The sequence below is a fragment of the Sphaerimonospora sp. CA-214678 genome (genome assembly GCF_050942215.1).
Lineage (GTDB): Bacteria > Actinomycetota > Actinomycetes > Streptosporangiales > Streptosporangiaceae > Sphaerimonospora.
This window is the reverse complement of sequence record NZ_CP192056.1, coordinates 3,209,379-3,232,128: the sequence shown is the minus strand read 5'-3', so window position 1 is coordinate 3,232,128 and position 22,750 is coordinate 3,209,379. Positions and strand designations below refer to the sequence as shown.

Below are 22,750 nucleotides of genomic sequence, written 5' to 3'. Positions count from 1 at the left end.
CGGTGCTTTCCACCGCGGAATGCGACCACCCGCGAACCGCCGTCAGGGGTTTGTCCTGACATATTTTCGTAATGTCGTACGCACATGTTCGGGGTAAACTCTGCGCCGTGGCAATCCAAGTGGGCGTGACGATCGACCGCTCATCCCCGGTTCCCCTCTACCACCAGCTCGCCGAGCAGCTCACCATGGCGATCGCGAGCGGGCGGCTGCAGCCGGGCGATCCGTTCGAGAACGAGGTCGCGCTCGCCGAGCGGCTCGGCCTGTCGCGGCCGACGGTCCGGCGGGCCATACAGGAACTGGTGAACCAGGGGCTGCTGGTGCGGCGGCGCGGGCTCGGCACCACGGTCGCCAACCGCAAGGTGCATCGGCGGGCCGAGCTCACCGGCCTCTACGACGACCTCGTGCGAGCCGGCGGCCGGCCGTCGACGGTCGTCCTCGGCCACGAGGTGGTGTGCGACGAACGCGTGGCGGCCGCGCTGGACCTGCCGGCCGACGCCGAGCTGCTGTCGATCGTGCGGCTGCGCCTGTCCGACGATCGGCCGCTGGCCGTCATGCGCAACTGGCTGCCCCCCGGCCACCTGGACGTCACGCGTGCGGAGCTGGAGTCCGGGGGCCTGTACGGCGTGCTGCGGCGGCGTGGCGTGCGTCCGGTCGTCGCGCACCAGACGATCGGCGCGCGCACCCCGACCCCGTCGGAACGGGGTCATCTCCGCCTGGAAGCCGCAGACCCCGTGCTCACGATGACGCGGGTCGCCTTCGACTCCGTGGGCAGCGCGGTGGAGTACGGCGACCACTGCTACCGGGCGCGGGACTACAGCATCGAGGTCATGGTCGACCAGCGCTGACGCGGCTCCGTCGGCCGGGAGCCCCGCCCGCGCGCCCGCTCGCCGGCGCGAGCCGGCCGGGCACGGTGGACGGGATGTCAGGCCGAGCGGTAGAGCTCGGCCACCTGGAAGGCGAGGTCGAGGGACTGGCTGCGGTTGAGCCGCGGGTCGCAGGCGGTCTCGTAGCGCAGCGACAGGTCCTCCTCGACTATGCCGTGCCCGCCGCCGACGCACTCGGTCACGTCGTCGCCGGTGAACTCGATGTGGATGCCGCCGGGGTGGGTGCCCAGCGCGTGGTGCACCTCGAAGAACCCGGCCACCTCGTCGAGCACGTCGTCCAGGCGCCGCGTCTTGTGCCCGCTCGGGGCCTCGAACGTGTTGCCGTGCATGGGGTCGCAGACCCAGGCGACGGTGGCGCCGCTCGCCCTGACCTTCTCCACCAGCGTGGGCAGCGCGTCCCTGACCCGGCCGGCGCCCATGCGGCTGATGAACGTGAGCCGGCCCGCCTCGTTGTCCGGGTTCAGCCTCTCGATGAGCGCGATCGCGTCCTCGGGGGTGGTCGTCGGGCCCAGCTTCACGCCGATCGGGTTGCGGATCTTGCTGAAGAACTCGACGTGCGCGCCGTCGAGCTGGCGGGTGCGCTCGCCGATCCACACCATGTGCCCCGACACGTCGTACGGCAGGCCCGTACGGGAGTCGATCCGGGTGAGAGCCCGGTCGTAGTCGAGGATCAGCGCCTCGTGCGAGGAGTAGAACTCGACCGTCTGGAACTCCTCGGGCTCGGCGCCACAGGCCCGCATGAACGCGAGCGCCTGGTCGATCTCCCTGGCGAGCTGGTCGTAGCGCCGTCCGGCGGGGGACCCGGCCACGAAGTCCTGGTTCCAGGCGTGCACCTGCCGCAGGTCCGCGTAGCCGCCCTTGGTGAATGCCCGGGCGAGGTTGAGCGTGGCCGCGGAGGAGTGGTAGGCCCGAAGCAGGCGGCCGGGGTCGGGGCGGCGCGCCTCGGCGGTGAAGTCGAAGCCGTTGACCATGTCCCCGCGGTAGGCCGGCAGCTCGACGCCGTCGCGCACCTCGGTGGACTTGGACCGCGGCTTGGCGAACTGACCCGCCAGCCGGCCGATCTTCACGACCGGTACGCGGCCCGCGTAGGTGAGCACGATCGCCATCTGTAGCAACGTCTTGAGCTTGTTGCGCACGTTCTCGGCCGTGGCGCCGGCGAAGGTCTCGGCGCAGTCACCGCCCTGCAGCACGAATGCCTCGCCCCGCGCGACGGCCGCCATCTCGGCCTTGAGCTTGTCGCACTCGCCGGCGAACACCAGCGGGGGCAGCTCGGTCAGCTCGCGGACGACTCTGTCGAGCTCGCCGCGGTCGGGCCAGTCGGGCTGCTGCGCGGCGGGCAGTTCACGCCACGTGTCGAGGTTGCTGCTAGCGCTCACGGCACACAAGGTTATTGCACCGGGACGGATGTGGCCGCCATCCGTCCAATTAGTGAGATCTTCGTTGCCGAGCCTGGAGACGTACGCGCTCCGGCAGGCGTACGTGCTCGGGGAGCACGCCGTGACCGATGAAGCGCCGGACGAGGCCCCTGATCACGGGCAGCCGGGTGAGGTCGGGCGGCAGCGCCGGCCGCCCTGGCCGGGTCAGCGCCGGGCGGATCAGCAGGCGCTGGACCACCCGCTGGGCGGTCTGGGTGACCACGGTGGGCAGGGCCCGGCGGCGCCGCACCCGGGCCAGCAGCGCCTCGGGGGCCTCGCCGCGCAGCAGGGCGGGCCCGACGATGTTGGCGGCGGCCACGGCGTCCTGCACCGCGAGGTTGATGCCGACGCCGAAGACGGGCGACATGGCGTGCGCGGCGTCCCCGATCAGCAGCAGGCCGGGGCGGTGCCAGCGGGTGAGCCGGTCGACCGCCACGCGCAGGAACCCGGCGTCGTCGAAGTCCCGCAGCTCGCCGACCCGGTCCGCCAGGTACGGCAGCAGCCGGGCGATCGTCCGGCGCAGCTCAGCCACACCCCGCGCCTTGAGCTCCTCGTAGCCGCCCTTGGGGATGACGTAGGCCAGCTGCCAATAGGTCTCCCGGTTGATCGCCACCATGAGGTGCCCGGCCGACGCCCGCAGGAACGGCTGCAGGGGATCGCCGGGCTCGCGGTGGATGCGGAACCAGACCACGTCCATCGGCGCGCCGAACTCCTTCGGCCGCAGCCCGGCGGCCCGCCGCACGTCCGAGCCGCGCCCGTCCGCGCCCACCGTGAGCACGGCCCTGATCTCGCGATCCGTGCCCTCTCGCTCGCCGCTCTCGTCCCGGTACCGCACGCCCCGGACGGCGCCGTCCTCGACGATCAGGCCGGTCACCCGGGAGTGCATGAGCAGCCGGAAGCCGGGATATCGGGCGGCCTCCGCGGTGATCAGGTTGAGGAAGTCCCACTGCGGGACGAACGCGATGTAGCGGTACCTGCCGTGCAGCGCGCGCAGGTCGGCGATCGGGACCCGCGCCTCGTCGGCCTCGATGGCCATGCGGTACGCCTTGCGGTGCGGCAGCCGGTGGAACGCCTCGGCCAGCCCGATCTCGTCGAGCACCTGGAGGGTCGAGGGGTGGATCGTGTCGCCGCGGAAGTCGCGCAGGAAGTCGCCGTGCTTCTCCAGCAGAGTGACGTCGACCCCGGCGCGGGCCAGCAGCAGCGCGAGCATCGCCCCCGCCGGGCCGCCGCCCGCGATCACGCATGTCGTACGCATAATTCATCACCCGATGAAATCATCGCATAACGCATCTGCGAGCGGCGATACCCGAACGGAATCCTTTCCCTGGAGGTGGCTGGATTCAGACGCTGACGCCGGCGATGCGGCGGGCGCGCAGGACCTCCAGGGAGCCGGCCAGCGAGCGGGTGGCGAGGTCGCGGATCGTGCCGAAGTGCTCCTCTGGATACTGCCGGGGCCCCTGCTCCACCAGGTGGATCAGATAGAGGTAGACCCGGTAGAGGGCGAGCCGGGTCCGCGCCTGCGGGGTCAGGGCGACCTCGCCGCCGGCCTCGCGGTAGCCCGCCAGCAGCGGATCGCCCTCGCGCAGCTCGCCGAAGATCGTGGGAGTGATGAAGTCGGCCAGCGGGTCGCCCCAGAAGGCCCGCTCGTGGTCGATCAGACCCTCCACCCGCCTGTCCTCGGTCAGGAACACGTTGCCCGGCCACACGTCGAAATGGACCAGCGACGGCGTGACGACCTCGTCGAGGACGTCGGAGTTCGTGTGGACCAGACCGGCGATCTCCACGATCGTCGCGGGCAGCGGTGTGTCGAAGTGGACCGCGTCGTCCAGCAGCGCGCCCATCATGACGAGGAAGGCGTCCCGCCAGGTGTGACCGGTCAGGCCGGCGTACGGATAACCGAAAACGCCCGTGCCGGACACCTCGTGGAGGCGGGCGAGATGGCGGCCCAGCTCGAACCGCAGCGCGCCCTCCTCCTCGGGGGTGAGCGAGACCTGGTTCCAGGGCGTCCCGTTCAGCGCGGACAGGATGAGGTAGTCGCCGCCGCCGAGCGCCGGATCGTCGAACCCGGCGTGCAGCAGGGCCGGCATCGGCAGTCCCCTCCCGGCGACCAGGTGATAGACCATGGCCTCGGTGCGCAGCAGGTGTCGCTCGTAGGTCAGCAGGCGTATCCCGGGCGGCGACCCGGCCTTGAGCACGACCTGCCGTCCGTCGTCGAGACCGAGCCGCCACACCGCGTTGGCCAAGCCGCCGGCCGGTTCCGTGACCGACACCACGTCGGCGCCCAGCCCGTCGCGGACGAGCGCCTTGAGCTCGTCAGTGGACAACGGCCTTTTCGTCCTGCTCTGCATTGTTCGGTGTCCCGTGCCTCGGAGTGGGGTTCGGAGGAATCAGTTGTCGTCGAAGACGGCGATGGTCCAGGAGGCCTCGTGCTTGTCGCCCGGGTTGAGCACGACCAGATCGGCCTCGGAGTTGAACGCGTCCGGCGGGCACGTCATCGGTTCCACGGCCAGCCCCCGGTGGTCGAGGTAGGTTCCGGTGCAGATCTGGACCCACGGCATCACGGCGGGATCCCAGGTGATCTCCACGCCGCCCTCGGGGCCGCGCACCCGCGCACGGCCGGCGCCGATCGACGTGAAGGCGTTGTCGATCGCGGTGTCCCCGAGCGCACGCGGCGCCCTGAAGTCGTACGGCGTCCCGGACACGTCCTTCAGCGTCACCGGGGCGAGCGACTCGTCGGTGACCAGCACGCGCTCGATCGGCAGCTCCAGCTCGTACTCCCGCACGTCGGGGCCGGCCAGCAGCCAGGGGTGCGGGGCGCAGCCGTACGGCGCGGGGCCGTCGCCCACGTTCTGCGCCGTGAGCGTCGTGGTGAGACCGTCGGCCGCGACGGAGTGCCGCACCTCCAGCGCGATCTTGAAAGGGTAGCCCGGGGCCGGCTCGATCATGTGCGTCAGCCGTACGAAGCCGTGGTCGTCCTCGGCCGAGAACACCTCTGCGCACTCCCATACCCGGTCGGCGACCAGGCCGTGCAGCGCGTGGCCCAGATCGGGCTCGTTCACCGGCAGGACGTGGCGGCGGCCGCCGAAGACGTAGGTGCCGCCGACGACCCGGTTCGGCCACGGCGCGAGCACGGTGCCGCTGTAGTAGGGGATCGGGCCGTCCGACGGCCAGCTCGTCACCAGATCGCGGCTGCCGTGGCGCAGCCCGCGCAGGGCTCCGCCCCGCTCGCTGATCGTGGCGTGGTAACCGCCGCCGAGGATGGTGTGATCGGGCACAGGGGAGTCCTCTCACTGACAGACGTCATGAATCAGGTCAAGTACGCACGGGACTTTAGTCCAGCTCTCCGCCATAGATCCAAGGCGGGGACCATGCTGTGGGAGCGCTCCCACGACACGCCAAGTTAACGCCTTACGGCTGGACGGTCAACTAATTCCCGGAATTGCGGCTAGGTGCCTCGTGAGCGGCTAAATCCTCGTAATCAAGGGGGACGGGTAACGAACCTCATCGACAGGTCCCCGCACCCACAAAAATGAAAATTTCACCCCCAACCACCCCTAGCCGTGATCTTGCAGTTACTCGCAGGCTCAGTGCTCCACCTGCGGCTCCGCCGTGCGTGATCTTGCAGAAATTCCTCGTCCGGGCGGCCTGCCAGGGGCTTCGCCGTACGTGATCTTGCACTGCAAGATCAGTGAGGCTGTCCGCCCTGGTCGGGGCCGATCGGTGCGAGTTTCTGCAAGATCACGAAACGGGAAGCAGCAGGTCGGCGGTTGAGTATGCCAGTAACTACAAGATCACGGCAGGGGTGGTGGCGCCACCGTCGGAGACGACCTAACGGAGTTCGCCGGTCTTCACGACGTCGCTGTACCAGAGCGCGCTGTCCTTGGGGATCCGCTTCTGGGTCGCGTAGTCCACGTAGACGATGCCGAAACGCTGGCTGTATCCCTGGGCCCACTCGAAATTGTCGAGCAGCGACCAGACGTGGTAGCCCTCGACCCGGGCGCCCTCCTCCAGGGCGCGGTACAGCGCCGCGAGGTGGTCCCGCAGGAAGGCGATGCGCCCCTCGTCGCGTACCCGGCCGTCGGGGCCCGGTCCGTCGAGGGTCGACAGCCCGTTCTCGGTGATGACCAGCGGCACCCGCGGATAGTCCCGCGTGAGCCGGGTCACGATGTCGTACAGGCCCTCGGGATAGATCTCCAGCCACTCGGCCTGCGCCGTGGGGTGCTTGAAGACCCGCTCGCCCGCGCCGTCGACGAAGTGCGGCGTGTAGTACTGCACGCCGAGCAGGTCGATGGGTGTACTGATGGTCGCGAGATCGCCCTCCAGGATGTGGTCGCGCATCGGGCCACGCTCGGAGATCCACCGCAGCGTGTCCTCCGGGTAGTGGCCCTTGAAGATCGGGTCGAGGTAGAGCCGGTTCTCCAGCCCGTCGGCGTGCCGGGCCGCCCGCGCCGCCTCCGGCGTGTCGTCGGCCGGATAGGTGGGATGCAGGTTCAGCGCCGGGCCGATCCGCCGCCCGGGGTGCCGGTCGTGCAGCACCTGTGCGGCGAGGCCGTGGGCGAGCAGCAGGTGGTGGCAGGCGACGAAAGCGCGGGCGTCGTCGCTGACCCCCGGTGCGTGGTCGCCGAACTGGTAGCCGCTCTGCACGATCGTCTTGGGCTCGTTGATCGTGAGCCAGTCGCCGATGTCCAGGGCGTCGTACACGATCTCGGCGTAGTCGGCGAACCGGGCGGCGGTGTCCCGGTTCTCCCAGCCGCCCCGGTCCTGCAGCTCCTGGGGGAGATCCCAGTGGAACAGCGTCGCCATCGGGCTGACGCCGCGCTCGGCCAGGCCGTCCACCAGACGCCGGTAGAAGTCGAGGCCCTTCTGGTTCGGCCGGCCCGTGCCCGTGGGCTGGATCCGCGGCCAGGCGATCGAGAACCGGTAGCTGCCGAGGCCGAGCTCCGCGATCAGATCGAGATCCTCGCGGTAGCGGTGGTAGTGGTCGGCCGCCGGTTCCCCGGTGTCGCCGTCGCGGACGTTGCCGGGCGTGGCCGAGAAGGTGTCCCAGACCGATGCCCCCCGTCCGTCCTCGGTCGTGGCACCCTCGATCTGGTAGGCCGCGGTGGCGGCTCCCCAGACGAATCCGTCCGGAAATCGCGCCGGAGAGTTCATCGCGTCATTCCCATCTCACCTAGAAATTCTTCCGGGCGCTCGAACGCCGCGGCGCAGGCCGTCATGGGGGAGCACTCTCCTGATCGAGGCGCCGCCTCGTCGCACGTGGGAGCGCTCCCACGAGGGAGCCTAAATGGCTCTGTCATGGCTGTCAATCCCGGGAGAGGCCCGAGCATCCGCCCTGGTCCGCCGTTCCCGGAGAGGGTCGCCGTGCCCGGAGAGGATCGGCGGTTTCTGGAGAGGATCCGCGGTTCCCGGGCCTCGGCGGACTCGGTGAGATCGAGTTCGCCGAGGCCCGCGGGAGAACGGGTGGCGGGCGATCGGCGGCTCGGGTATGCCGAGGGGGCTCGCCGGACCTTCGCGTTCCGGAAGGGAAGCGAGGCTGGCGCGGGTTCCGCCGCCGGGCGGTCGGCGCGTGGGAAGCGCCGCGGTCCTACGGCGGCCCCGTCAGGCGGAGGCGCGGATCACCAGGTGCGTGTCGAGGATCACGACCGGCTGTTCCAGCGGCTCACCGTTGATCCGGGCGATCAGCAGCTGCACCATCTGCCTGCCCATCGCCTCGGTCGGCTGGTGCACGCTGGTGAGCGGGGGATCGGTGTGCAGCGCGAACTTGGAGTCCTCGAAGCCGATGAGCGCGACGTCGTCGGGCACCCGCATGCCCCGCTCCTTCAGCACGTGCAGCGCGCCCATCGCCATCGGGTCCGAGGCCGTGAACACGGCGTCCAGGTCCGGATGCCGCTCCAGCAGTTCGTGCATCGCCGCCTCGCCGCTCTCCTCGGAGAAGTCTCCGTACGCGACGCGCTCGGTCATGCCGGTGGCGAGCAGGGCGTCGCGATATCCCGCGAGACGGTCGACACCCACCCCCATGTCCTGGGGACCGGCGATCGTGGCGATGTGGCCGCGGCCCTTGGAGATCAGATATTTGACCGCCTGCCGGGCGCCCGCCCGGTTGTCCATGTCGACGTAGCTGTACGGGTTCAGCCCGACGGGACGGCCACCGAGCACGGTCGGCACGCCCATCTTCTCCAGCCGTCCCGGCAGGGGGTCGGCGCCGTGGACCGAGGTCAGCAGGACGCCGTCCACGTGCTGACCGGTCAGGTAGTGCTCCAGCCGGTCGTGCTCGCGCCGGTTCTGCGCCATGGTCAGGATGAGCTGGAGACCGGTCTCCGCGAGCGCCGAGCCGATGCCGCGGATGACCCCGGCGAAGTACGGCTCGTCGAAGACCCGCTGTTCGGACTCGGACACCACCAGCGCGATGGTGTCCGTCCGGTTGGTGACCAGGGTTCGCGCCGCCCGGTTGGGTACGTACCCGAGCTCCTGGATGGCCTGCATCACGGCGTCCCGGGCTTTGTCGCTGACCTTGGGTGACCCGTTGATCACACGCGACACCGTGCCGCGGCCGACTCCGGCGCGGGCGGCGACCGCCTCGAGCGTCGGTCGACCTCCCGAACGGCGGTCACCGTTCATCTGGTTGCCCCCTCGTCCTATCTGCGCTTATTCTGCCGGACCCAGTAGGCCGCCGTGCCGGATGGCGTCGGCGTACCAGAGGGCGCTCGACTTCATTGTCCTGATCTGTGTCTCGTAGTCCACATAGACCAGGCCGAAGCGCTTGCCGTACCCCCAGGCCCACTCGAAGTTGTCCATCAGCGACCAGGCGAAGTAGCCCCGCAGCGGGATGCCCGCCTCAATGGCGTCGTGGCAGACCCGCAGGTGAGTGTCGATGTACGCGGCCCGCTCGGGGTCGTGGACCGTGCCGTCCTCCGCGACGACGTCGTCGAAGGCCGCGCCGTTCTCGGAGATGTAGAGGGGGAGGCGCGGGTAGTCGGCGACGAGCCGGTCGAGCACCTCGCGCAGCCCCGAGCCGTCGATCTCCCAGCCCATCCCGGTGACCGGCCGGCCGCCGTTGACGAACCCGACGTGCTCGCTGCCCACCCAGGGCGAGCCGGAGTCCGTCGGCGCGGCCGACGCCGACTGCGCGCCGCCGGGCGCTCCGGACACGGTGAAGCGGCTGTAGTAGTTGATCAGCAGCATGTCGAGGGGCGCGGCGATCGTGGCCAGGTCGCCGTCCTCGATGAAGCCGAGGTCGGTGACGGCACCGAGGTCCTTCAGCACGTCCTCGGGGTATTCGCCCTTCAGCAGCGCGTCCAGGAAGAAGCGGTTCTGCAGGCCGTCGATGCGCCGTGCCGCGTCCGCGTCCCCCTCGCTGCCGGTGGCCGGGGAGATCGCGTACAGGTTCACGCACCCGCCGATCTGCGAGTCCGCGTTCTGCGCGCGCATCGCCCGTGCGGCCAGGCCGTGGGCGAGGTTGAGGTGGTGCGCCGCGCGGATCGCCGCGGCCGGCTCACGCCGTCCGGGGGCGTGCTCTCCGGAGGCGTACCCGAGGAAGGCCGCGCACCACGGCTCGTTGACCGTGCTCCAGTTCCGTACGCGGTCGCCGAGCTCGGCGTGCACGAGGGCGGCGAAGTCGGCGAAGCGCTTCGACGTGTCGCGCGCCGGCCATCCCCCGGCGTCCTCCAGCGCCTGGGGCAGATCCCAGTGGTAGAGGGTCAGCCAGGGGTCGATGCCGTAGCTGAGCAACTCGTCGACGAGCCGCTTGTAGAAGTCGAGGCCCTTGGTGTTGTGCGCCCCGGAGCCGAGGGGCTGGATCCGCGGCCACGAGACGGAGAACCGGTAGGCGGTCAGTCCCAGATCGGCCATCAGCCGGACGTCCTCGGCGTACCGGTTGTAGTGGTCGATCGCGACCTCGGCGTGGTCGCCGCCCACGATCCGGCCGTCCTGGCGGCAGAAGGTGTCCCAGATCGAGGTCCCCCGCCCGTCCGCCGAGATCGATCCCTCGATCTGGTAGGCGGACGTGGCGGCTCCCCAGACGAACCCGGTCGGGAACATCAGGCCTGAGGACTGGGTCTCGGGTCGTGTGCCTTGCGTGGTCACGCTTTGACTGCACCTTCCATGAGTCCGCCGATGATCTGTCGGCCGAACGCGATGAAAACGACGATGAGCGGGAGGATCGACATCAGCGTGCCGCTGAAGATCAGCACGTAGTCCGTGCCGTACTTCGCGTTCAGCGAGTTGATGGCGACCTGGACGGTCGGGTTGTCCGGGGTCAGCACGAGCAGCGGCCACATGAAGTCGTTCCAGGTCAGCATGAACGTGTTGATGCCGAGCACCGCCATGCCGGGCCGTACGGCGGGCAGGACGACGTTGAACCAGATCCGCACGGTGGACGCGCCGTCCACCCGGGCGGCCTCCACCAGCTCGTTCGGCACGGCCTGGTCCGTGTACTGCGTCATCAGGAAGACGCCGAAGCCGTTGAGCAGGTACGGCATGATCACGGCCTTGATCGAGCCGACCCACTCAAGGTTGACCATCAGCCGGTAGAGCGGCACGATGCCCATCTGCTGCAGCGGCACCATCATGGTCAGCAGGACCAGCAGCAGCAGGATCTTGCCACCCTTGAACTTCAGCCGGGCGAAGGCGAAACCGGCGAACGTCGAGATCACCACCACCGAAGCGGTCACCGCGACGGAGATGATCATCGAGTTGATCAGACCGGTCATGTAGTGCGCGTCCGGGTTGGACAGCACCCGCTGGATGTTCTCGCCGAGGTTGCCGCCGGGCAGGAACGGCGGCGGGATGTCGGTGGCGTCGCTGTTGGACCGCGAGGCGATGACGATCATCCAGTAGAGCGGAAACGCCGAGATGACGATCGTCACGGCGAGAATGAACTTCGTGAGCGGTGTGGCGGACCAGATGCCGGCGGCCCCGCCCGGTGCCGTGGCGCGGCGGCGCCGCCGCGTGCCGGCAGGCGCGGAGAGCGTGGTCACTTGTTGCCCCCGATTCGGCGGATGAGCATGAAGTTGATGAGCGATCCGATCAGGATGAGCAGGAACAGCAGCCAGGCCGCGGCGGAGGCGTAGCCGAAGTCGAACTCCCGGAAGCCCTCCTCGAAGATGAACATCGAGACGGTCTGGAACTGGCTGTCGGTGCCGCCGTGGACGTTGCCGTTGTAGAACGTGGTCGGCTCGGCGAACAGTGTGAGGCCGCCGATCGTCGAGTTCAGCACCACGAAGATCATGGTGGGCCGGAGCATCGGCACGGTGATCTGCCAGAACTGGCGCCGCCGGGTCGCGCCGTCGATCGAGGCGGCCTCGTAGAGGTCCTTCGGGATCGTCTGCATGCCGGCGAGGAAGATGATCGCGTTGTAGCCGGTCCACCGCCAGTCGACCATGGTGGCGATGGCGATCCAGGAGGGGATGCGCTGGGTCTTCCAGGAGATCGGGTCGATCCCGAACCAGCCGAACACCCAGTTGATCAGACCCCAGTCCCGGCCGTAGAGCTGGGTGAACACGACCGCGACCGCGACGACCGAGGTGACGAGGGGGAGCAGGACGCCCATACGGACGAGCAGTTGGCCCCTGAACCGCTTGTTCAGCGCATTGGCGAGCAGGAGCGCCAGCATTATCTGCGGGACCGTCGCGATGACGAACATGCCGAGCGTGTTGACGACCGCCTTCCAGAAGGCGGCGTCGGCGAGCATCGCGCTGTAGTTGCCCAGCCCCGTCCAATCGACCGTACCGGTGAGGTCGTAGTCGAAGAAGGAGTAGTAGAGCGTGAAGGCGAGCGGGAACAGTCCGAAGAGCAGGAAGAGCAGGTAGTACGGAGAGATCAGGAGGTACGGCGCGGCCTTGAGGTCCAGCCAGTTCCGGAAGGATCGGGACGAGTTCCGCCGGACGTGCCTCCTGCCGGGTGGGACCGGTGCCCGGGTGGGCTGTCCGGCGTCGACGTGCAGGCTCATGGGTTACCTTTCAGCGAAAGCAGGCGACCGGCCCGCCGGCGGGGTGCCGCTGCGGCGGGCCGGTTCACCTGGCGGGCAAGGGTCAGCCCGCGGCCTTCGTAGCGTCGTCGACGATCCTCTTCCAGCCGTCGGCGTACGACACCGAGCCGTCGTCGATGGCGGAGACCACCGACTCCACCGCGTTCTTCACCTGGGCGTGCTTGACGCCGAGGAAGACCGGCTGGAGCGCGGCGGCGGACTTGGCGAAGATCTCACCGACCGGGGCGTCGTTGAAGTACTCGTTCTTCGCGCCCTGGACCGCCGGGTCCTGCTGGGCCTGGGTGTTGCTGGGCATGTTGCCGGCGAAGTTGAAGACGCTCACCTGGGCGTCCTTGCCGGTGAGGTAGTCGAGGACCTGCGCGGCCTCCTTCGGGTGCTTGGACTGCTTGGGCACCGCGAGCCAGGAGCCGCCCCAGTTGCCGCCGCCGCCGGGCACCGCCGCGACGTCCCACTTGCCCTTGCCCTCCGGACCGCCCGCGTTGTCACCGCTGACCACGCCGAGCATCCAGGACGGGCAGCCGAGGGTGGCGAACTGCCCCTTCTTCATGCCGGTGAACCACTCTTCGGTGAAGTTGCGCAGCTTGGCGGTGAGGCCCTCCTTGCTGATCTTCTCGGCGAAGTCGTAGGAGGCCTTGACGGCCGGGTTCGAGTCGATGACGAGGTTGTTGTCCTTGTCGAAGTAGGAGATGTTGCCGTTCTTGGCGGCCTCCTGCACCAGGACCACGTTGTAGAGCGTGTTGGTGCCGTCGACGAACTTGGTGTTCTTGACCTTGGCCTGGAACTCGTGGCCGACCTTGACGAAGTCGTCCCAGGTGGGCCAGAGCTTGCTGACCTCCTCGCGGTCGGAGGGCAGGCCCGCCTTCTCGAACAGGTCCTTGCGGTAGCACAGGCTCATGCCGCCGATGTCGGTGCCGAGGCCGAAGAGCTTGCCGTCGGCGGTGACGCCGTTCTCCCACTTCCAGTCGGCGAAGTCGGCCTTGCGGCCGCTGAGGCCGAGCTCGCCGAGGTCGGCCCACCACTCGGGGTGCGCCTTCGCGAGGCCCATGCCGCCCTCGTCGATGCCGATCACGTCGCCGGCACCGGCACCCGACTGCAGCCACTGGATCATCTGCGGCCAGTAGACCTGCTCGAACTGGTCGGTCAGGTTGTCATTCTTGATCTTGATGTCGGTGTGCTCGGCGTTCCACTTGTCGATCGCCTCTTGGTAACCGAAGTTCTTACCGCCACCGAAGGTCTGGACGACGACGGTGACCGGCTCGGCCGCGGCCGAGGACCCGCCGTCGGACGGCGTGCTGCTGCCGCCGTCGTCGGTGCTGCAGGCGCTGATGACGCTCAGGGCGAGCGCGGACGCCGCAGCGATCGCGAGCATTCTGCCGCGACGCGAGTTGCTAATCATTGCGGACCCCTCTCAGGTGGTATCCCGAAGTCTCATTGGGAGGGTTGTGTCTCAGGCCGGTCCCCGAGCTGACGGCCCGTGATCTGTAACTGCTGCTCGGCGCTGCCGTGCCCGTTGCGAATCCAAGGTTGGGAGCGCTCCCACGAAGAGTCCTCTATTGGGCCCTCGGGCGTCAATACGCTGAAACCTAACTGTTACTCCGCGGGGTGTTAGAGCTCAGAAAAGGGATAGAACCGGACGAACCTCTCCTGGGAGCGCTCCCATGGTCATATGGGTAGAAACGTGGGAATGGCCACCGCCCCTCCGGGCGGTGGCCATCCGAGGCGGACCCGCCGATCACGGGACCGGCGCCGGCGGGGCGCGACCGCCGGTCGCGCTCGCCGAGTCCGCGACCCGGCAGGTGATACCCGTGCAAGCGCGCAACATCGCCAGCCGCGCCGATAGGGTGGCCAGCAGGAAGGGATCGGCCGTCGCGGCGAGGTTGTGCATCTGCGCGGGATCGTCGCTGAGGTCGTAGAGTTGTCGCTCACCCGTGGCGTACTCCACGTAGCTGTAATGGTCGGTGCGCAGCACGCCGTAGTCGGGCGGGGTCTTCGGCGAGTAGTCGGCGTGGGCGAATTCGACCAGCACGGCGTCGCGCCACGGCACCGCCCGGCCGTGCAGGAGCGGGGCGAGCGAGCGGCCCTCGGCGAACGCGGGCGCCATGGTCCCGGCGATTTCGGCGAACGTGGGCGCGAGGTCGACCGTCGAGGCCAGCGCGCCGATCCTGCTGCCGGGGACGATGCCCGGGCCCCTGACCACGAGGGGGATGCGGATGTCCTCCTCGAAGGGCGTCGTCTTACCTGGTCGCAGCCGATGCTGGCCCAGGTGGAAGCCGTTGTCGGAGGTGAAGAAGATGTAGGTGTCGTCCAGGCGGCCGGTCTCGGCCAGGGTGGAGACCAGCGCGCCCACCATGTCGTCGACGCCCAGCATGGCGCGCAGCCGGTTCCGGTGCACCCGGTCGATCCTGCGCACGTCCTTCGCCGACAGCGGCGCGTGCTTTCTCAGCCACAGCGGCTCGGCCGAGGTGTCGGCCTGGTCGAACGACGCGGTCCTGGGTGCGATCTCGTCGCTGAACGCGTCGGCGTGCCTGGGGGCGTAATTGGCGGGCAGATGGGGCGCGACCGGGGCCAGGTAGAGGAAGAACGGCCCGGTGGTCGAGGTGGCGAACGCGCCGGCCTTCGCGCTGAGCACGTCCTCGAGGTAGTCGTCGTCCGCGTGGCCGTACTGCCGGACGGTCCCGTTCTCGTTGAGCGCGTAGCCGTACTCCTGATAGAGCCTGGTGACGGGGACCGCCCACTCGTCCCAGCCCCGCGGGACGTACGACCAGCTCGCGCCGGTCGGATAGCCGTTGAGGTACTTGCCCAGCAGGGCGGTGCGGTAGCCCGCGCCGTGCAGCCATGTCCCGACCGTGGAGGTCTCCAGGGGCCGGAACCTGGGGAAGCCGCCGGTCGGCGGCCGGTTGCTCATCACATGGTGGCTGTGCATGTACTGCGACCGCAGGATCGACGACCGGGAGGGGCAGCACCAGGGGTTGGTGGCGAAGAAGCGGGAGAAGGTCGCCCCCTGCCGGACCAGCAGGTTCCAGATGTTGGGAAACCGGCTGAGGTCCATGGCGTCCAGGTCGTCCACCAGGATGAACACGATGTTCGGCCGATGGGGCGTGGCGGGCTGCGCGCGTGAGGGCTGACCATGGGTCATGCCGGAGAGCGCGAGGCACAGGGTGAGCGCGGCGGCCAGCCGGGCCGGCCATCGCGAGCGCCACCCGGCGACCGCCGTCCTCTTCGGGAACAGCGCTCTCCTGCGGACCGCTGCTCTCTTGGGGAACAGGGCTCTCTTCGTGAACGGCACGGCAGGGATCGTAACCGCGCGCTGGACGGCGGAAACACACAGAGCGTAACTGCTCCGATGTAAACAGTGAACAAATCGCACGAAAGTCGTGCGAAACGTCGAGCGACTCACGTCCTCGTGCCGCTGCTGCGTCGTGGCCGCCCTCAGCGGGAGGCCGAGCCGGAGACCGCGGCCCAGGTGCTAGGCGGCTCCGCACGTCGTGCCGGAGGTCGCCTCGGATGCCGGGCCGGGAGCCGTGTCCCGGCCGGGCGACAGTGGCAGCCTGACGACGAACCGGACGCCCGCGTCCTCGCACTCGACGTGGATCGTGCCGCCGTGCGACTCCACGACCTCGCGGGCGATGGCCAGGCCGAGTCCGGTCCCGCCGTGCGTCCTGCTCCTGGCGGTGTCGCGCCGGTAGAACCGTTCGAAGATCCGGTCGCGATCCGCCTCGGGAATGGGCTCGCCGTCGTTGAACACCGATAGCGTGGCGTGCTCACCGGTCTCGTCGCCGACCCGGCCGATCTCGGCGTGCACCCGCGTCGCCGCGTGCCGCTCGGCGTTGTCGAGCAGGTTGGTCACCACCCGGCAGAGCTGCGGGCGCAGCCCTTTGACCATCACGTCCGGTATGACCTGAAGGTGCGTCGGCACCCCGACCGGACGGGAGCGGACCTCGGCGGTGAGCAGCTCCCCGAGGTCGAGGAGCTCGCGCACGGTGGACGGCGCGGTGCCCAGCCTCGCCAGCAGGAGCAGGTCGGCCACGATCGCCTCGAGCCTGCCCGTGTCGCGCAGCGCCGCCTCGACGGCCTCCTCGGTGTCCTCCGGATGCAGGCGGGCGCACTCCAGCTGGGCGCGGATCCCCGCTATGGGCGTGCGCAACTCGTGCGAGGCGTCGGCAGCGAACTGCCGCTGCTGCTGGATCGACCGCTCCAGCCGGGACAGCGCGTCGTTGGCGGTCCTGGCGAGCCTGGCGATCTCGTCGTCACCGGGCGGTTCCGGCACACGGCAGCCGGGGTTGGACGGCGCGACCTCCCCGAGCTCCGACCTGATCGCCTCCACGGGCCGCAGGGCGCGTCCGGCGACCAGCCAGGCGATCGATGCCACCCCGCCGCAGAGCAGCAGGCACGCGAGCAGGAAGCCCAGCTCCGGCAGCCGGGTGCCGAGAACGGCCGGGGTGACCCGGCCCGCGTACACCACGGCGGAGTCCGGCTCGGGGGAGACCTTGACCGCGGTCACGTAGAGGCACTCGCCGTGCGGGAGCGAGCACGAGGTGGCCCGGCTGACCTGTGAGTCGGGGGCGGGACGCAGGGGACTGAGCCGGCGCGGATCCCTGGCCGCCGTGCTGGCGGCCATTATCCGCCCGTCCGAGGCGACCACCTCGATGAGGTCGATGCCGTTTCCGCTCGTGGGCAGCGGGTCCGGCAGCCGCTCCACCTGGGCCTCCGCGGCGATCCTGCTCGCGGTCGACAGGCTGTCGTCCCAGATCCGGTCGGCGATGCCGTGCCGCAGGACGATGTCCGCGATGATCGCCACCGGGATGAGCACGAGCGCGGCGGCGGCTGTGGCGATCAGCGTCAGACGCGCCCTGAGGGACGGTACGCGTGGCCAGGGGAGGGGCATGCCCCGAGGCTACTGATGGTCATCTCGCAGAAACTTCGCGATAGCGAAAATTCACGACCAAAGTTGTTAAAAGTGGGGCTAATCGGACGTCTGCAAGTTCGTGCTGAAACTTGCTGCAGGAGATGGCAGGGATCGGCGGTCGTGTGCGCGCTCCGATATCGGCCCTCGCCCGACCCACCGCCGTGACGGCGGAGCGATCCGTGTCGGAGACTGGTGGTGTCGGCCCGGTAGGAAGGCAGGTGGTGGGCATGTTGCTGCGGCTGCGGGTCTCGCTCCCGGACCGCCCGGGAGTGCTGGGGCAGGTGGCCCGTGCCTTCGGGGTGATGGGCGCCGACATTCTGCAGGTCACCGTGCTGGAACGGCAGGCCGGGCGCGCCGTGGACGACTTCACCGTCTTCTGGCCCGGCCTGTTCGAGCCCGGCGAGCTACGTGACCGGATCTGTGTGGTCCCCGGCGTCCGGGTCGACGGGGTGTGGCCGACGCGGGAGGCTCCCGGCACGAACCCCGACTACGACCTGCTCGGCCACGTCGCGGGCGAACCGGAACGGGCGGTCGTCACGCTGGTGGACGCGATCCCCGACGTGGTGAGCGCCGAGTGGGCGGTCGTGGTCGACTCCGGGAGCGGCTCGGTGCTGCACGGGAGCTGGCAGGCGCCGGAGGAGGTGCCGGCGGCGGACCTGACCCCGCTGCGCGCCTCCGCCGTGACCAGGGACGGGCTGCACCTGGCGTGCGTGCCGATGGACGGGGCGCACCTGGTCGTGGCCCGGTCGCAGGGGCCGCCGTTCCATCAGGCCGAGCTCGACAAGATCTCCAGATTGACGGGCGTCGTCCGCGCCCTGGCCCGGTCGGCCGCGGGCCGGGAGCACGCTAGCGGCGCGGCGGGTCGATCCGGGTGCCGTTCTGGGTGAACAGCATCAGACGGGAGACGTCGACCGCGACCCGGCCGTGCTCACCGGATCGCCACACGGGACGGTTGCCCAGCCGGACGATGAGGTCGGCCCGCCGGTGGGTGCCGTTCCCCGCCGCCGTCGGCTGCTGGGTCTGCTCCTCCTCGTACCTCCCGCCACCGCCCAGGAGCCTTCGCATGATCGAGCGGGTCCTGCCGTTGGCTCCGGCGCCGCCGTTCATGTGGCTGCGGGGGTCCGGCGGTTCCGGCACGGTGACGGCGGGGATGCCCGCCTCCAGGTAGGCCAGCCACTCGTGGCCGTGATACTCCAGGGTGCGGACCCGGCCGAAGAAGGTCGGCCCCTCCGTGCGCTCGGGCACCGGGGTCAGCCCGTCCGGGCGGATGCCCACGATGATCTGCGAGCCGGTGTGCTGGGAAACCGCGTACGCACGTGGATCGGTCCATGGCATTGTGATTTGATGCGGGCCGAAATCCAGCATGATGAACTGGTTCTGCGGCGTCCGGACGGTCGCGGCGAGCAGGTTGAGCTGCTGTGAGTTGAGGAACGCGGCGGTGAAGGCGGTGGCGGGGTCGTTGTAGACCTGGGCGGGGGTGCCGACATCCTGCAGCACGCCACGATTCATGATCGCGATGCGGTCCGCCAGGGTCAGCGCCTCGACCTGGTCGTGCGTCACGTAGATCGTGGTGACCCCGAGCGCCCGCACCAGCGAGGAGATCTCCATGCGCAACTCGGTGCGCATGCCGGCGTCGAGGTTGGACAGCGGCTCGTCCATCAGGAACAGGGACGGCTGCCGTACGATGGCGCGGCCCATGGCCACCCGCTGGCGCTGCCCGCCGGACAGGGTGCCCGGCCGGCGGTCCAGGGTCTCCTCGATGTGCAGCGCGCGGGACAGTTCCACCACCCGCTCGCGGACCATGTTCGGGTCGGTCTTGGCGATCTCCATCGGGAAGGACAGGTTGCCGCGTACGGATCGGTGCGGATAGAGCGCCCCGTTCTGGAACACCATCGCGACGTCGCGGTCGCGCGGTGCGAAGTCATTGGCGAGTTCGCCGGAAAGCCACAGATCGCCTGATGTAATCTCCTCCAGCCCCGCGATCATGCGCAGTAGCGTGGACTTCCCACAGCCCGAAGGCCCGAGCAGGACGAGAAGTTCCCCCTCGTCCGCGCGCAGGCTCAGGCGGTCTACCGCGAGAAATCCCCCCGGGTAGACCTTCGTCACGTTGTCGAGGACGACGGTGCTCATCAAAAGCTCGTTCCCCCCGGGCGCCGCGCCCGGATTCCCAGCCATCGGTTGTGATTGATGAGGTAGTACATCGCGTCTCGGCTACGAATGTCCATACATCCAATGAACAATCCGGCAACTACTGTCATTTCAGACTGACTAATAAACTTTCTCCACGGCAAGTGGTTTGTCGAAGTCGGCGGCCGTGGGCCGGGTCGGTCGGAGGTAACAAGTTTGCGGAAACTTTCTGCAAGGTCTTTCATGGCGGCCCACCGGCCGGTACGTTCCGGCGTAAACCCCCCGAAGAAGGAGCACAACCAGATGCGGCGAGTCATCTCGGCCGCGGCTACCGCCGCGGCGCTGACCCTGGCTGTGGCGGCATGCGGCGGCGACGGCGGCGGCACCGGTACGGCTCCCGCCTCCAGCGCCGCGCCCGCCGAGATCGCGGGTGAGATCACGTGGTGGGACACCTCGGACGCGACCACCGAGGCTCCCGCGTTCAAGGCGCTCGTCGCGGAGTTCCATGAGAAGTACCCGAAGATCAACGTGAACTACGTCAACGTGCCCTTCGCCGACGCCAGGGACAAGTTCAAGACGGCCGCCCCGTCCGGATCGGGCGCCCCCGACGTGCTGCGCACCGACGTCGGCTGGGTGGCGGAGTTCGCCTCGCTCGGCTACCTCGCGCCGCTCGACGGCACCCCGGCCGTGGACAGGCCGGAGGAGTTCCTGCCCACGCCCGCGGCCAGCGGCAGGTTCGGCGGCAAGACGTACGGCGTGCCACAGGTCACCGACACGATCGGCCTGCTCTACAACAGGGAGCTGCTGAAGAAGGCGGGCCACGACGCCCCGCCGGCCACCATGGCCGAGCTGAAGGAGACCGCGCTCGACGTCAGATCCAAGACCGACGCCGACGGCATCGCGCTCAACGTCGACGCCTACTTCCTGCTGCCGTTCATCTACGGCGAGGGCGGAGACCTCGTCGACGCGGCGAACAAGAAGATCACGATCGCGTCGCCGCGGACCGTCGCCGGCGTCAAGATCGTCGAGGATCTGATCGAGTCGGGTGCGGCCGCCAAGCCCGCCCTGCAGGACAGCTACACCAACGCCGAGACCGCCTTCAAGGAAGGCAAGGTCGCGATGATCTTCAATGGCCCGTGGTCGAACGCCGACAACCTCGGCGGCAAGGTCTTCAAGGACGATCCGGACAACTTCGGGGTCGCCCCGGTCCCGGCCGGCTCGGTGCGATCGGGCTCCCCCGTCGGCGGGCACGACTACACCGTCTACGCCGGCTCGAAGAACCTCGCGGCGGCGTACCTGTTCGTCCAGTTCATGGCCTCGGCGGAGAGCCAGGCCGAGATCGCCGGCGAGCTGGGCCTGCTGCCCACCCGCACCACGGCGTACGGCATGCCGGCGGCGACGGCGAATCCGAAGATCGCGCAGTGGCAGAAGCCGATGGAGTCGGCGGTGGAGCGGCCGTGGATCCCCGAGGCGGCCTCGCTGTTCCAGCCGCTGGTGGAGGGCTACCAGAAGCTCGCCGGCGGCCAGGCCACCACGGAGCCGATGCTGGAGGACGTGGCCACCGCCTACGAGGGCATCCTCAAGGGCTGGAGTCGGTGACCCGATGACGACCGATGCCGCCGCGGGCGGGCGGGCCGCGCCCCCGGGTGCGCTGCGGCGTGTCCTTTCCCGGCACTGGTACGCGTGGGCGATGACGGCCCCGGTCGTCATCGTCACGCTCGTGCTGGTCGGCTACCCGCTGCTGCGCGGCGTGTACCTGTCGCTCACCGACGCGACCGAGGCCAACATGGGCCGCACCATCGGGATGAACGTCATCCCCGCGACGTACGAGTTCATCGGGCTGCGCAACTACGTCGAGATCCTCACGTCGGCCACGTTCGCCGGTCGCCTGACCTGGACCGTCGTCTGGACGGCGGTGTGCGTCGCCCTGCATGTGGGCATCGGGCTGGGCATGGCGTCGCTGCTCGACCGGCCGATGCGCCTGCGGTCGGTCTACCGGGTGCTGCTCGTGCTGCCCTGGGCCGTACCGGCGTTCGTGTCGGCGTTCATCTGGCGTTACCTCCTCAACGGCGAGTTCGGCGTGATCAACGCCATGCTCCGGGCGGCCGGGTTCGCGGGGATCGCCTGGCTGGACGACCCCTTCTGGGCGAAGGTCTCGGTGATCGTCTGCAACGTCTGGCTGGGCGTGCCGTTCATGATGCTCGCCATGCTGGGCGGCCTGCAGGCCATCCCGCGCGAGCTGCACGAGGCGGCCGAGGTCGACGGAGCCTCGCCCTGGCAGCGGTTCCGCCACATCACGCTGCCCGGCCTGCGCCCGGTGTCGAGCACGGTCGTCCTGCTCGGCACGATCTGGACGTTCAACCAGTTCCCGGTCATCTTCCTGCTCACCAAGGGCGGGCCCGCCGGGTCCACGGAGATCCTCGTCACGTACGCCTTCCGGGAGGCGTTCGAGGGCATTCGCGACTACGCGGGTTCGGCCGCCTGGGGCATGGTGATCCTCGCCCTGCTCGCGGTGATGGCCGTCGTCTACCGGCGTGCGCTCGGCCGGCAGGGGGAGGCATGGTGACGGGTTCCTCCCGGCGGACGCACCGGCCGCGTGGCGAGCGCGGCCCGCTGAAGTCGGTCGCGCTGCACCTCACGCTGATCACGGCGAGCCTGATCGCGGTCTTCCCCGTCGCCTGGCTGGTGCTGACCTCGCTCAAGCCCAGGGCGGTCATCGAGTCGGCCTCGGTCCGGCCGTTCGAACAGCCGACGCTGGACAACTACGCGCAGGTGCTCGGGGACACCGAGTTCCTCACCTGGGCCGCCAACGCGATCGTCGTCTCGCTGCTCACCGCGGTGATCGGCGTGCTGCTGTCGGCCACCACGGGCTACGCCGTGAGCCGCTTCCGGTTCCCCGGCCACCGGCCGGTCATGTGGATGCTGCTGGTCACCCAGATGTTCCCGGTGGCCATCCTGATCGTGCCGATCTACAACCTGCTGGCCGGGCTCGGGCTGATCAACCGGCTTCCGTCGCTCGTCATCGCGTACCTCACCTCGACCGTGCCGTTCTGCGCCTGGATGATGCGGGGCTACTTCAACACGGTGCCGGTGTCGATCGACGAGGCGGGACTGGTGGACGGGCTGACCCCGTTCGGCGCGTTCTGGCGGCTCATCCTGCCGCTGGCCAAGCCGGGGCTGGCCGTGGCCGCCTTCTACTCGTTCCTCACCGCCTGGGCGGAGGTCGCGTACGCCACCGCGTTCATGACCGGCGACGACAAGTACACGCTCGCCGTCGGCCTCAGCCAGTTCGTCGGCCAGCACAAGGCGGAGTGGGGCCTGCTCACGGCGTCGTCGGTGCTGATCGCCGTCCCGGCGGCCGTCGTCTTCCTGCTCGTCCAGCGCCATCTGGTCACCGGTCTCACCGCCGGCGCCGCGAAGGCATGACACCATC

18 protein-coding genes are annotated in these 22,750 nt (G+C 69.4%); 5 read left to right on the top strand and 13 right to left on the bottom strand.

Features of this window, described 5'->3' with window-relative positions; translation table 11 throughout:
• The first annotated feature begins 107 nt into the window (after positions 1-107).
• A complete protein-coding gene (locus ACQP1K_RS14635) occupies positions 108-845 on the top strand; it encodes a GntR family transcriptional regulator (protein WP_433501449.1) in 738 nt (245 codons plus the stop codon).
• A 77-nt stretch (positions 846-922) separates the two neighbouring features.
• On the opposite strand, the gene ACQP1K_RS14630 is transcribed toward ACQP1K_RS14635, so the two are convergent.
• The 12 genes from ACQP1K_RS14630 to ACQP1K_RS14575 form a co-directional block, all read right to left on the bottom strand.
• Positions 923-2,260, bottom strand: coding sequence for a class II 3-deoxy-7-phosphoheptulonate synthase (locus ACQP1K_RS14630; RefSeq protein ID WP_433501448.1), 1,338 nt, complete (start codon positions 2,258-2,260; stop codon positions 923-925).
• Between the two features lie 49 nt (positions 2,261-2,309).
• Positions 2,310-3,554 carry an FAD-dependent oxidoreductase gene (locus ACQP1K_RS14625; RefSeq protein WP_433501447.1) on the bottom strand — a complete coding sequence of 415 codons (1,245 nt, stop codon included), beginning with the start codon at positions 3,552-3,554 and terminating at the stop codon, positions 2,310-2,312.
• 85 nt (positions 3,555-3,639) lie between these two features.
• Positions 3,640-4,623, bottom strand: a complete 984-nt coding sequence (locus ACQP1K_RS14620) for a phosphotransferase family protein (RefSeq protein ID WP_433501446.1) — start codon at positions 4,621-4,623, stop codon at positions 3,640-3,642.
• A gap of 63 nt (positions 4,624-4,686) precedes the next feature.
• Complete coding sequence (locus ACQP1K_RS14615; protein WP_433501445.1) at positions 4,687-5,574, bottom strand: aldose 1-epimerase family protein; 888 nt, start codon at positions 5,572-5,574, stop codon at positions 4,687-4,689.
• Positions 5,575-6,127: 553 nt separating this feature from the next.
• Positions 6,128-7,450 (bottom strand): GH1 family beta-glucosidase, encoded by a 1,323-nt coding sequence (locus tag ACQP1K_RS14610; protein WP_433501444.1) that lies wholly within the window; start codon positions 7,448-7,450, stop codon positions 6,128-6,130.
• A gap of 447 nt (positions 7,451-7,897) precedes the next feature.
• Positions 7,898-8,917: a LacI family DNA-binding transcriptional regulator gene (locus ACQP1K_RS14605; RefSeq protein WP_433501443.1), complete on the bottom strand. Its 1,020-nt coding sequence runs from the start codon at positions 8,915-8,917 to the stop codon at positions 7,898-7,900.
• 27 nt (positions 8,918-8,944) lie between these two features.
• Positions 8,945-10,336, bottom strand: a complete 1,392-nt coding sequence (locus ACQP1K_RS14600) for a GH1 family beta-glucosidase (protein WP_433501556.1) — start codon at positions 10,334-10,336, stop codon at positions 8,945-8,947.
• 41 nt (positions 10,337-10,377) lie between these two features.
• Positions 10,378-11,274: a carbohydrate ABC transporter permease gene (locus ACQP1K_RS14595; RefSeq protein WP_433501442.1), complete on the bottom strand. Its 897-nt coding sequence runs from the start codon at positions 11,272-11,274 to the stop codon at positions 10,378-10,380.
• A complete protein-coding gene (locus ACQP1K_RS14590) occupies positions 11,271-12,245 on the bottom strand; it encodes a carbohydrate ABC transporter permease (RefSeq protein WP_433501441.1) in 975 nt (324 codons plus the stop codon). Before ACQP1K_RS14590 ends, ACQP1K_RS14595 begins: the two co-directional genes overlap by 4 nt.
• Positions 12,246-12,327: 82 nt before the next feature.
• On the bottom strand, positions 12,328-13,680 hold the full coding sequence (locus ACQP1K_RS14585; RefSeq protein ID WP_433501440.1) for an ABC transporter substrate-binding protein: 1,353 nt from the start codon (positions 13,678-13,680) through the stop codon (positions 12,328-12,330).
• Between the two features lie 336 nt (positions 13,681-14,016).
• Positions 14,017-15,570, bottom strand: a complete 1,554-nt coding sequence (locus tag ACQP1K_RS14580; RefSeq protein WP_433501439.1) for a sulfatase family protein — start codon at positions 15,568-15,570, stop codon at positions 14,017-14,019.
• 180 nt (positions 15,571-15,750) lie between these two features.
• Positions 15,751-17,169, bottom strand: coding sequence for an ATP-binding protein (locus tag ACQP1K_RS14575; protein ID WP_433501438.1), 1,419 nt, complete (start codon positions 17,167-17,169; stop codon positions 15,751-15,753).
• Positions 17,170-17,417: 248 nt separating this feature from the next.
• Between ACQP1K_RS14575 and ACQP1K_RS14570 the strand changes: the two genes are divergently transcribed.
• Positions 17,418-18,077 (top strand): amino acid-binding protein, encoded by a 660-nt coding sequence (locus ACQP1K_RS14570; protein WP_433501555.1) that lies wholly within the window; start codon positions 17,418-17,420, stop codon positions 18,075-18,077.
• Here ACQP1K_RS14570 and ACQP1K_RS14565 read toward each other — a convergent pair.
• Positions 18,037-19,320, bottom strand: coding sequence for an ABC transporter ATP-binding protein (locus ACQP1K_RS14565; protein WP_433501437.1), 1,284 nt, complete (start codon positions 19,318-19,320; stop codon positions 18,037-18,039). The genes ACQP1K_RS14570 and ACQP1K_RS14565 overlap by 41 nt on opposite strands.
• 300 nt (positions 19,321-19,620) lie before the next feature.
• On the opposite strand from ACQP1K_RS14565, the gene ACQP1K_RS14560 reads away from it, so the two are divergent.
• Genes ACQP1K_RS14560 through ACQP1K_RS14550 form a run of 3 tightly spaced genes read left to right on the top strand, consistent with a single transcriptional unit; the run spans position 19,621 to position 22,743 of the window.
• Positions 19,621-20,916: an extracellular solute-binding protein gene (locus tag ACQP1K_RS14560; RefSeq protein ID WP_433501436.1), complete on the top strand. Its 1,296-nt coding sequence runs from the start codon at positions 19,621-19,623 to the stop codon at positions 20,914-20,916.
• A 4-nt stretch (positions 20,917-20,920) separates the two neighbouring features.
• Positions 20,921-21,883, top strand: coding sequence for a carbohydrate ABC transporter permease (locus ACQP1K_RS14555; protein WP_433501435.1), 963 nt, complete (start codon positions 20,921-20,923; stop codon positions 21,881-21,883).
• Entirely contained in the window at positions 21,877-22,743 is an 867-nt protein-coding gene (locus tag ACQP1K_RS14550; RefSeq protein WP_433501434.1) for a sugar ABC transporter permease, read from the top strand. Before ACQP1K_RS14555 ends, ACQP1K_RS14550 begins: the two co-directional genes overlap by 7 nt.
• The last annotated feature ends 7 nt before the right edge of the window (positions 22,744-22,750 follow it).